General features: G+C 30.5%; 8 protein-coding genes. 7 read left to right on the forward strand and 1 reads right to left on the reverse strand.

From position 1 onward, the window contains the following. The first annotated feature begins 24 nt into the window (after positions 1 to 24). From IGM13_RS02220 to xylB, 4 genes are all read left to right on the forward strand, one after another. Entirely contained in the window at positions 25 to 507 is a 483-nt protein-coding gene (locus IGM13_RS02220; RefSeq protein ID WP_002358553.1) for a PTS sugar transporter subunit IIB, read from the forward strand. An 11-nt stretch (positions 508 to 518) separates the two neighbouring features. Next, positions 519 to 926, forward strand: coding sequence for a PTS sugar transporter subunit IIA (locus tag IGM13_RS02225; RefSeq protein WP_002358554.1), 408 nt, complete (start codon positions 519 to 521; stop codon positions 924 to 926). A 104-nt stretch (positions 927 to 1,030) separates the two neighbouring features. Beyond that, complete coding sequence (gene xylA / locus IGM13_RS02230; RefSeq protein ID WP_002358555.1) at positions 1,031 to 2,338, forward strand: xylose isomerase; 1,308 nt, start codon at positions 1,031 to 1,033, stop codon at positions 2,336 to 2,338. A gap of 61 nt (positions 2,339 to 2,399) precedes the next feature. Then, positions 2,400 to 3,890: a xylulokinase gene (xylB, locus tag IGM13_RS02235; protein WP_002358556.1), complete on the forward strand. Its 1,491-nt coding sequence runs from the start codon at positions 2,400 to 2,402 to the stop codon at positions 3,888 to 3,890. 883 nt (positions 3,891 to 4,773) lie between these two features. On the opposite strand, the gene IGM13_RS02240 is transcribed toward xylB, so the two are convergent. Then, a complete protein-coding gene (locus IGM13_RS02240; RefSeq protein WP_002377961.1) occupies positions 4,774 to 6,357 on the reverse strand; it encodes a putative polysaccharide biosynthesis protein in 1,584 nt (527 codons plus the stop codon). A 2,057-nt stretch (positions 6,358 to 8,414) separates the two neighbouring features. Between IGM13_RS02240 and IGM13_RS02245 the strand changes: the two genes are divergently transcribed. The 3 genes from IGM13_RS02245 (at position 8,415) to kdpA (ending at position 12,267) form a co-directional block, all read left to right on the forward strand. After that, the gene (locus IGM13_RS02245) at positions 8,415 to 8,771 is read left to right on the forward strand and encodes a hypothetical protein (RefSeq protein WP_002377964.1); all 357 of its coding nucleotides are present in this window, start codon (positions 8,415 to 8,417) and stop codon (positions 8,769 to 8,771) included. A 1,088-nt stretch (positions 8,772 to 9,859) separates the two neighbouring features. Next, entirely contained in the window at positions 9,860 to 10,105 is a 246-nt protein-coding gene (locus IGM13_RS02250; protein WP_002377967.1) for a hypothetical protein, read from the forward strand. Between the two features lie 485 nt (positions 10,106 to 10,590). Continuing rightward, a complete protein-coding gene (gene kdpA / locus IGM13_RS02255) occupies positions 10,591 to 12,267 on the forward strand; it encodes a potassium-transporting ATPase subunit KdpA (RefSeq protein ID WP_002377968.1) in 1,677 nt (558 codons plus the stop codon). Positions 12,268 to 12,270 lie beyond the last annotated feature (3 nt).

Below are 12,270 nucleotides of genomic sequence, written 5' to 3' on the forward strand. Positions count from 1 at the left end.
AATAATTTATGGGAGGCATTTTCGATGGAAATGAAAGGTATTAACAATATTAGAATTGATGATCGCTTGATCCATGGTCAAGTAGCTACAATGTGGAGTAATAAATTGGGAGTAACACGTTTAATGGTAGTGAACGACAACGTTGCTAAAAATGATTTACAAAAGCAGGTTTTAAGAATGGCAGTTCCTGCTGGAATTTCTTCGTCTATCATAACTGAAGAAACAGCTATTAGTAATATTAAAAATGGCAAATATGAAGGACAAAATGTTCTGATGATTGTCAAATCACCCGTAGATTTATTACCATTTATTGAAAATGATTTAGAGATAAAAAGAATCAATGTTGGTAATATGTCAAATCGTAATAATACTACTGTTTTAAGACCAAATATTAGTGTCACTGATGAAGAGCGATCTGCTTTTGAGAAACTATTAAGTCGAGATATTGAAATAACAACAATTATGACACCAGATGATAAAAAGACTTTTTTAAAAGATATATTGTAAAGGAGATCATTATGACCAACGAAGTAATTTTAATGAGCCATGGCCTTATGGCGAAAGAAATTTTGAATTCGGCTCAAATGATCTTAGGTGATCAAATAAATTATCCTGTTGTTTCTATGACGCCTGATGATGGTATTGAAGGGACCTTTAATAAATTAGATAAAATTATTGGTACTTTAAATGATGCAAAAAGAATTGTGATTTTAGCAGATCTGATGGGTGGGACTCCAGCAAATACTGCCATGATGCTAGCAAGTGAAGACTCAAGAATTCAGGTAATAACTGGAGTTAATTTGGGAATGGTTTTAGAATCATTCTTTGCTATAAAAGAGGAAAATCTTGTAGAACATTTATTGAAAATAGGTACCGAAAGTATTAAAATACCGAAGTTACAAATTGCTGAAGAAGAGGAAGAGTAAAATTAAAACTACCTCTGACTAATTAATTTTCAATAGTATATAAATTATAAAAATATTAATCGAATTGAAATAACAATTTTAAAGATGATAAGGAGACTTTTAACATGGTTTACTTCCCAAAAATCGAAAAAATTAAATATGAAGGAACGAACACAAAAAATATGTACGCGTTTCGACACTATAACCCAGAAGAAATAATTATGGGAAAGACTATGAAAGAACATTTACGATTTGCTGTAGCATACTGGCACACTATGACACAAGACGGTTCAGATCCTTTTGGAAAAGCAGTTAATAAGCGAAGTTGGTTGGGAGAATCTCCTATGGAGACTGCAAAAAAAAGAGTTATAGCTTTTTTTGAAATTTTAGAAAAGCTAGATGTTGAATATTTTTGTTTTCATGACATTGATATTGCTCCAGAAGGTAACTCTTTAAAAGAATTCTTTTCTAATATTGATGAAATTACAGATTTAATAAAAGAAAAGATGGATGAAACTGGTATTAAACTATTGTGGAATACTGCAAATATGTTTTCAAATCCTCGTTATGTCAACGGCGCAGCATCTACAAATAATGCAAACGTATACGCTATCGCAGCTGCTCAGGTAAAAAAAGGTTTAGATGTTTCAAAAAAATTAGGTGGAGAAAATTATGTTTTTTGGGGTGGACGTGAAGGATATGAAACATTACTAAATACTGATATGAAGTTTGAACAAGATAATATTGCGCGTCTATTCAAAATGGCTATATTTTACGGTGAAAAAATTGGACACAAGCCACAATTTTTGATTGAACCAAAACCCAAAGAGCCTTCAAAACATCAATACGATTTCGATGCTGCAACTACTATGGCATTTATTTTAAAATACGGGTTAGAAAAGGATTTTAAGCTAAATCTAGAGGCTAACCATGCAACTTTAGCTGGACATACATTTGAACATGAACTTAATGTAGCTCGAAACTATGGTGCCTTGGGTTCAATTGATGCTAATCAAGGTGATGTTCTGCTTGGCTGGGATACAGATGAATTTCCTACTAATGTTTATGATGTTACATTAGCTATGTATGAAATACTAGAAAATGGGGGTATTGAACCTGGGGGAATAAACTTTGATTCTAAAGTTAGACGTTCATCTTTTGAAATGGAAGATTTATTACTTGCTCACATTGCTGGAATGGATACATTTGCGAGAGGATTAAAGAGTGCGATGAAATTAAAAGAGGATCGTTTCTTTGAGGATCTAAAAGAACAGCGTTATTCATCGTTTAAAAAAGGTATTGGAGCAAAAATTATTTCTGGAAAAGAAAATTTAGAAAGTTTAACTAATTATGCCCTAAAAAATGATGAACCAATAATAGAATCAAGTCATATAGAATATGTAAAAAATATTTTAAATGATTATCTGTATTAAGAAAAATGAGCTGAAATATCTTTTGTAGGTATTTCAGCTTTTTTGAAAGGATTTAATAATTATGAGTTATGTTTTAGGTATAGATTTAGGTACAAGTTCATTAAAAGGATTATTGGTATCTGAAATAGGGGATGTCATTGCTACGTCTTCATCAGATTATCCATTGTTTTCTTCAAGACCAGGATATAGTGAACAAAATCCACACGATTGGATTAAAGCAATTGAAAATGTAATTAATGATTTATTGAGTGAATTTCCCGAAATGAAAAAAGAATTGAAAGGGATTAGTATATCTGGACAAATGCATAGTTTAGTATTATTAGACAAGGATAATGAAATAATTCGTCCTGCTATTTTATGGAATGATGTACGTACAACGAAACAATGTGAGGATATTATGAATTGTATGGGGAGAGAAGTACAGGAAATTACTAAAAATATTGCTTTAGAAGGCTTTACTTTGCCAAAAATTTTATGGGTTCAAGAAAATGAAGAAAAAAATTGGACTAAAACGAGGCATATAATGTTACCTAAGGATTATTTGGTACATTGGCTAACTGGTTGTTATTCTACGGATTATTCAGATGCAGCTGGTACGTTAATGCTAGATGTTAAAAAGCGCGTTTGGTCCAAGACAATTCTTGATAAGTTTAATATTCCTAAGGAGTATTTGCCAACATTATTTGAGTCTTCAGCTAAAGTTGGTAATATGAGAAGTTCGTTGATTAATAGATTTGGACTAGAAACAAAAGTGGAAATTTTTGCAGGTGGAGCTGATAATGCTTGTGCGGCTATTGGAGCTGGGATAGTTAATTCTGAAGTAGCAATGCTGTCAATTGGTACTAGTGGCGTCTTTTTGTCAATGGAAGACGATGCTGAGAACGAATATCAAGGTAATCTCCACTTATTTAATTCAGCTCTGCCTAATTCTTATTACTCCATGGGAGTAACGTTGGCAGCAGGTAATTCTTTAAAATGGTTTAGAGATACATTTGCTAAAGATGTAGAATTTTCTGATTTGTTAGCGAATATTGATGAAGTAATAGTAGGAAGTGAGGGCTTGATTTTTACTCCCTATATAAGAGGAGAAAGAACTCCGTATCAAGATAGTCAAATTCGGGGGAGTTTTATTGGTATCGATAGTCGACATAGTCTAAAACATTTTACACGATCAGTTATTGAAGGAATAACTTTTTCATTAAAAGAATCTAAAGTAATCATGGAACAAAGAAAAAATTTGAAAATAAAAAAAATTATTTCTGTAGGTGGAGGAACGAAAAATCAACAATGGCTTCAGATACAGGCTGATATTTTTGGCCTTCCTATCACTACATTGGAAACGGAACAGGGTCCTAGCTTGGGAGCTGCAATATTAGCAGTTATTGGTTGTGGTATGTGTGCAAACATTGATAGTTGTATTAAAATGTTTGTGAAATATAAAAAAGTATATCAACCAATTGAAAAAAATGTGTTGTTATATAATAAATTCTTTCAAGTATATAGTAAAGTTTATTCTACTACTAAAGAGATTTGTTATCAATTACAAGAGTAAACGTTAGTCAATTTAATATAATAGTGTTAGTCAAAAAGCATAAAGTAATATTTTAAATTTTTGTCTCCATGATAAATAGAATTGCATTATTTAAGGTAAATAGATAGTACAAAAGATTATGCTTTCTAGAAAATTAAAATAGTTAAGTAAGAAAAGGCGTTTTGTTTGAATATATTTCTTATAACTATTGTACAACGAATAGAATATAAAAATTATGATAGATAGTATGAATGTGTATTTGATGGATAATATATAGATAAAAAAGAGCGTAGCAGGCAATGAAATAGAAAGAAAGTACTATATTTAACTTACCGTAACTATTCTGTAACATTTAGAAAATAAGAATAGTTAGGGTAAGTTAAAAAACGTTTTATAATTTTTGTTTTCGAGATAAAAGCTAATGAAAAAGAAGATAATTAAAGTTTTAGTTATTTGTGTTGAAATTAGTATTGGTTTCACAGCATTAGGGACAATTTTGAAAAAGGTTACTCAATTAATAATACGTTAGCAAATCCGTAAAATTCATTAGATAGAAACTTAAATAATCTTTTATTAAAATGAGGATAGAACTTTTATCAGTAAAAGCATTGTATAATAAAAAAAGAGTTTAACTAACAATTAGTGGTTTTGCTCTAAGAAATAAATATTAGAATTACTAATGCCGATATAAATTCTTTAAGGATGGTTAGTTTTTTTCATAGCCTTAGAATAGTTGCAAAATTTCATATAGGACAATGAAAAATAATTGAATATAAGAAAACTAATGGCTAGGAAACTCCAAAATTCTTGAACGACAATGGGGGGTATTTTTTAAATTATCTATATCCTTTTAATGATAATATATCGCAAAAAGAAAGTGATTATTACTGTTAATCATGTTGTATTAAAAAAGCTTGCCTAATTTAGAAATAAATTTATTTCTAAATAATGTTACAGAAAATACTACTCCACCTAAACATCCGATTAAGCTTATTAAAAAAAATAGTTGAAGAGTACTTTCAAATTTGTAAACACTAGAAATGATTTTTAACATTAGTAAGCTTAAAATAGTCATTACTATAGTTGAATAAACTAATCTTGAATAATACTTTCTGTTATATTTTATTGGATTAATATCAAATTTTCTACTTAGAAATCTATAAGCTATGATGGTTGTAAACATCGTACATATAATTGTAGCAATCGATAATCCATACCCTTTAAATAGATATATACATGGAATTTGAATAATAAGTTTTAATAAAAGAGTTATTGAAGTGATTTGCATAGCTTTCTTATGAAAACTTAGTGCTTGTAAAATAGATAATACTATTGTAAAAATCCCTAATAGAGATGTGCTAATAATTGTTGCTGATAAATATCTACTTCCATCTAAATTAAATCCAAAGAATAATGTATTAAGAGGATTGCATAATATTATCATTCCTATCGAAGTAGGTAGTAAAAATGTAAAGGCTAATCGTAGTATTTGTGAGGTACCTTGTAATAACTCAGGTTTTGATTTTACAGTACTTATTAAAGGTAGAGCTGAAATAGTAATTGATCCAATAATACCTAGTAGTACTGGAGCTAATTTATTAGGATTTGCAGAGGCTAATGTATACAATGTTTGAAGTTCGCTTAAACTACTTTGAGGAAAAAACAAAGAATACAAAACCTTTAAAGAAAATTGATCAATTAATTGTAAAATAGAAATAGCCGATCCTACATATACAAACGGCAATGATTCCTTGATTATATCTATAGCAAGACCTTTCATGTGAGATATAGATTTTAAAGGTAAGAAGTAAAAATCTTTAAGTTGAAACAAATTTCTTTTTTTTCCGATAAAAAGTAGATAAAGAAATGCAACTATTCCCCCTATGGAGGATGCAAATGTACTTAATATAACTGCAGATAAAATACTACCATTAAATTGAACTCTAATTAGATAGGTTCCTACTAAAATACAAACTACTCGAACTAATTGTTCTAGTAGTTGGGAAACACCAAAAGGAAAACTATAATTTAGACCTTGAAAATACCCTCTTAGTGCGCTAAGTATAGGAATAATTAATAAAGAAAAACAAAGGCTACGGATTGCTGTGATACCCGCAGTATGATCAACTATTGGACTTATTTTACTTAATGTAGGAGCAAAAATAAACATTAATAAAGCAGAGAGAATCCCTATTATTTCCATAACTATCAAGCCACTTTTGAACAATTCTTTTATTTGGTTTTTATTTCCATTAATATTTAATTCAGCAATTTTTTTAGCAATGCCACTAGGAAATCCAGCTGTACCAAGTGATAAGAATAAAGCATAAGGTAAGTATGCAACATTATAAATAGCTTGAGCAGTTTGTTGATTGTGGATAGTTCCCATAAATTTTAGCCAAGGTATTAGATAAATGAATCCGAGAATTTTACAAACAATATTAAAGAATGATAACCAAAAACTCCCTATTAATAACTTTTCCCTCATATAGTAACCTCCAATCTATTATAAAAAGTATAAATAATTAGTTAGTAAATCTCTATGGTAAGATTCATTTTTTTATAAAAATTAAAACTTGTATTAATACTTACCTTGAAATAAAACGGAATAAAATCTAATTTAATCAAATTCGAAGGGCACCAACTTACAAAATTGTTAGATAGAAACCTTTGTCTCAATGTTTACAAAACTAGATCAATGGAGCTACAATTCTTGCGTGGAAGACGTTTTCTAATTTTTATTTTCGAGATGAATACTAATGAAAAAGAAGTTAGTTAAAAGTTTAGTTATTTGAGGCATGATTGGGATTGGTTTTACAGCATTAGAAACAAATATAGAAGTTGAAACTAGATCATATAGAAATATTGTAAAATGCTGTTTCTTTTATAGATAAAAATAGCATGCTTAAATACAAAGAGGTGAGAATAAAATAGATGAAATTTATATCTCCGATGATCTTTACGTTACTTCTCGTAATCTTTACTCTTGTTTTTGAATTAAATTTAGTATCTATAGCATACTTTGCCTTATTATTGTCTATCTTTGTACATGAGTTAGGTCATTTAGCTTTTGGATTATTTAATAAAGTTAGACCAGAGTCATTAATATTTGGGTTTATAAAACTTTCGTGGGAAAATCAGTTTAAGATTAGATTAAATACACAGTGGGGATTTTTGGTGGATTATTTAGATATAAGCCAACTACGTTTAATAATAAGAAAATTCTGAGGTTGTTAACCGGAGGACCAATATTTAGTCTTTTTTTTTACATTAACCTTTTTTGTAAAAATTGACTTTTTTCAATATTTTTCTTTATTTAATTTTTCAATATTCTTGATTACTGTAGTTCCTTTTAATTTTAACGGGTTTATGAATGATGGATACAATATATATAAATTAGTTACTAAGGATTATATTTTCGAAATGTATTATATTGTATCAAATAGCTTACTTAATAAATATAATCAGTCAACTTTCTTAAATAGCAATGAGGTATGCAAAATAATAAAAAAAAATAAAGAATTACCATTATATGTGCTAAATACATTCTTACTGTATGTTATATATGAGTATTTAATAGACAAAAATAATAGGAAATTAAAACTAATATACCCAATACTTAGTAAAGAAGACAAGATACTGAATAATAAAAGTTATTTACAGAATTTTTATTTAGCTAATTTGTATATGATAGAATATATCTTATCTGTAGACAATAAACAAACTTTTAAAAAAATTAATTTAAAAAATCTAGACTCAATTAGTAGATCTAGAATTAAATATCTAAATTTTAAATGATCAAAAAGTGCTGATGATGAAGTAAGCCAATCAATGACAAAATTTAACAATATCATTAAAAATTATTCAGATCAAACGTCAACTATGATTATAGCAGAAAAACAATGGGTTCAAAATTGAGATAAGAAACCAGCTAGACTGTCAACGTAAAATGATAGGCTAAAAAAAGTGATGTGTGCTTGATACAATTTTTATACAGTATTTCGTGATGTAATAAACAAATTTTCTATTAAAATATGTTAACTAAAAAGACAAACTTTTTGGGGGCACTACATATACCTTGTTGGTCTTTTTTATATTCCAATTGTTATTAGGTATGTAGCAGGACATTTAAGGTATATTTTGATTTGTGTTCTGGGTCAGCGCACCAAAAACAAAAATGAAACGTGTGTCAGAGGAAGTATGTGTGGTTTTCCAATAAAAACAGCTGATGGTCCAATTTTAAAGAATAATATAGCACAGGAGAATATGAATGAAAAAAGGAAAGTTACCATTAATGATATAGGGAGAAATATAGTGTATTTAAGGAATTTGAGTAACGGTAAATAGTTGATGAATATATACTTTTTTAGTAGAAAAAAAACACTGATAGGAGGTATAATATTGAAAAAGAGAATATGTATCACTACTGGAGTTGCAATGTTATTAGGATTATCACCGATATTAACAACAGGGGCTACAGTATACGCAAATGAAGAGAGTAACTACGTATAAGTAAATTCTACAACAAAAGAGCTAGAGCAACGGATGGAGGCGCTAGCCAATCAATACAAAGGAGTTTCTCTATTTGAAACCGAATTCAATAAAGAAAATATGACTCCTGTTCAATTAGAATTATATAACAAAGTTTTAGATCTACAATATGATATTGCTTTACAAAATGGAAGTGCAAAAGGGATGTCTAGAGAGCAATATAAACAATATCTATCAAACGCGATACAAGGTTTTATAATACAACCTAGAAATACTGGACATGGTTTGATTTCTGTTGACGTCTTAGAAACAGTTTTAGATACTGCGCTTAATGTTGTATTAATTATCGGAAGTTTTGGGTCAATGTCTGCAATGGTTAAAGAATTGGGTCAAGAAGGCGCAAAAAACTAATTACAAGATAAAGCAGTTGGATTAATTATTAGTGTGATTCTAAGTTCTGGAAAGCAAGCTGCAAAATTATTAGATTCTATTGACAAAATACCCAATAATGGCTACATTGAATTAACTTAATAGAGTTTACGAAAGGATTGAAAAAGATGTACCTTGTAATAGGGTCAATTCTAATAATCTTTATAGTCTCAGTTTTTATCTCTACTATAGGGGCTTTGAATGAAAAAATAAAAAATAAATTCTACTTATTTGTTAAATTTTCGTTTAATATTTCTATTGCTTGTATTTTTTTAGGTGGTATATCTTTTCTTTATGCTTACTTTGTTTTTGATGCGTTTAAAAATTTTAAAATTATCTTGATATCCATATTTTTATTTGTAATCTCTTACAAAGGTTATATGGATAAAAAATATTTTCCATGAAGATGTATGATACTAGACTTAATTAGTAAGAAGGAGACATATTGATGGTTCAACTAATTTCTATTATTTTTGCGTTTTTGATTATACACACTTTATTTAAAACAAGAGAAACAAGTAATTCTTCAAGAAAATTAAGAATGTTAGTGTACACTTTTTTGGGGATAATTTTTCTATTAGGCTTAGTAAGTGTCGTATTAGGAACCTATGGGCTGTTGAATTCTTATAACATTAGTGGAAATTGGCGTATAAATATGTCCTCTATTTTAGTTGTGTTGGCTGGAATTTTACTAGTTGTACTTTCTTATGTTGGTATTTCAAAATTTAAAATGAATTGTTAGGTGAATTAAATGAAGAAAGTTATCTCTACCATTTTACTAGTAATCCTTTTTGTGGGATCAGGTTATGTGGTAAACGCTGCTCCTGAAATGAAGAGTTTGACTAATTTCGAAACGAATGATCAACATTATGATTTACAAGGGATAGAACATTCCTTTTGCTAAAGTGTTAAACTTTAAAACAAGTAGAAAAGATATTACAGCAAAAACGATATTAAAATTTGTATATCTAAAAAAGACAGACAATGAATTGAATAATGCTTCTGCATCTATTAAAGATTGTATTCGCTATGCCACTTCTATTGGGGTAAATATGGAATAGCTTGATGCAATGAAGAATGAACTTGATTTCAACCAAGTGAAGAGTGAGATTGATAAGGATCATCCAGTATTACTATGTTATAAACCAAACAAAACCGATTTAATGGAACCTTATTTATTAGCTGTAGCGCATGGATACGTATACGTTGCTCCAGATGGTCAAAATACTAAAGAACCATTTATGAGTACAAGTATCTGGATGTCGAACTATATATATCCTTCTATCCTGACTACGTTGGCGAATAAAAATAAGTAACAGTTACATATTTTTCAGTGAATAATGCGCCACAAAAAGATTATACATTTATTGGTATGATTATTTTTAAGTAAGAAAGGTTGTAAGGAAATTGAAAAAATACATTTTGTGTTTGAACACATTTGATTGAAGAACATCAACGCGACTATCTCTATGGTAATTAGGGGCACGTACTAAGTGCCTTTTTGAATGTAGAGTCATTTATTATGCTTAAGAAAAAAACTTACACAAAACTCTATACAGATCCGATTTCACTGTAACTGCTTTTAAAGAAAAGACGATATAAAGATAGTATAAAGAAATAAACTTAAGTTTCACACTATCTTTAGGTCTTTTTTTTTATGCTTACAGAGTAAAGAAAATTAGTTAGTTTATTTAACTGGTTGTTTTGAAAAGGAGTGAAGTGAAATGACGATTATTTTAGGAATTATTGGACTCTTATTAATGATCTATCTTTTCTGGTTTTTATTTAAGGGGGAAGAATTATGAATAGCTTGATTTATCAAGGATTATTTTTCCTATTCATATTATTGTTATTGGCAGTGCCGTTAGGCTGGTACATTAAAGAAATCATGCAGGGGGAAATCCCTAAAGGAGTATCCTTCTTACAGCCAGTAGAACGTTTATTTTATAAAGCGATTGGACCTATCAGCAAAAAAGAAATGTCAGCGAAACGCTATGCACTGAATGTGCTGCTGTTAAGTTTCTTCTCAATCGTACTTTTGATTGCTATTTTAATGACACAGCACTTTTTACCGGGAGGTTCCTCAGTAAAAAATCTAACGCTGCCGTTAGCGATAAATACGGCCGTCAGTTATGTTACGAATACCAACTGGCAAGCATATGTAGGTGAAACGACTTTATCAAATACATCGCAAATGTTTGGTTTGACAGCTCAAAATTTTGTTTCAGCAGGTGTGGGACTTTCTGTTTTGGTAGCATTGCTTCGAGGACTTTCACAAGTCAAAAAGAAAGCTTTAGGAAATTTTTGGCAAGATTTAACTCGTAGTTTAGTTTACATTCTGTTACCGATATCAATCATTCTTGCTGTTTTATTAATTTCACAAGGAACCGTTCAGTCTTTCCAATCCGGAGTCGCTTATCAAGGTTTGGAAGGGAAAAGTCTTTGGTTGCATTTAGGTCCGGTAGCTAGTCAGGTGGCAATCAAACAACTTGGTACAAATGGCGGTGGTTTCTTTGGTGCTAACTCAGCATACCCATTCGAAAACCCAACACTATTCTCAAACTTTTTAGAGAATATTGCGATCTTGTTGCTCCCAGCGGCATTGATCTTTGCTTTTGGCTTTTGGGTCAAGGATTGGAGACAAGGACGAACGATAATGATAGTATCCTTGTTTTTCTTACTATTAGCTTTCGTCGGCGTTGCTTTTAGCGAGTATTACGGGCCTGAATTTACGCATGTTCTTGGATCGACCAATTTGGAAGGAAAAGAAATTCGCTTCGGCATTGGCTGGTCTAGCTTATGGTCCGTCGGTACGACCGCCGCTTCGAATGGTTCGGTGAACGCGGTGTTGGATAGTTTTACACCGCTTGGTGGCGCCATTCCAATGTTCTTAATGCAGCTTGGCGAGATAATTTTTGGTGGTGTTGGGAGCGGACTGTATGGAATGTTGGCATTTCTATTGCTAGCAGTTTTTATAGCAGGTCTTTTAGTTGGGCGGACACCTGAATATTTAGGTAAAAAAATCGAAGCTTTTGATATCAAAATGGCTAGCCTAGTTATCTTAACACCATTGATGTTGACGCTTTTCGGGGCAATGGCTCTAGTCCTACATCCAGAGGTAATGTCTTGGTTAACGAACCAGGGTCCCCATGCTTTCACTGAATTGCTTTATGGGGCAACTTCATTAGCCAACAACAACGGAAGTGCTTTTGGTGGGTTGCTAGCTAATACGACATTCTTAAACCTTTTAGCTAGTTTAATGATGGCTGTTTCAAGATACTTGCCGATCATCGCCATCTTACTTTTAGCGGAAAATATGGGAAGTAAAAAGAAAGCAGCTTTAAGTTCAGGAACATTATCCACGGTTAGTCCAACATTTGTTTCTATGTTGATTATTGTTATTTTGGTAATTGGAGCTTTAAGTTTCTTACCATCATTGGCACTAGGTCCGATTGCGGAATTCTTTACGATGAAATAGATG

This window comes from Enterococcus sp. DIV0561 (assembly GCF_050539875.1).
Lineage (GTDB): Bacteria > Bacillota > Bacilli > Lactobacillales > Enterococcaceae > Enterococcus > Enterococcus faecalis.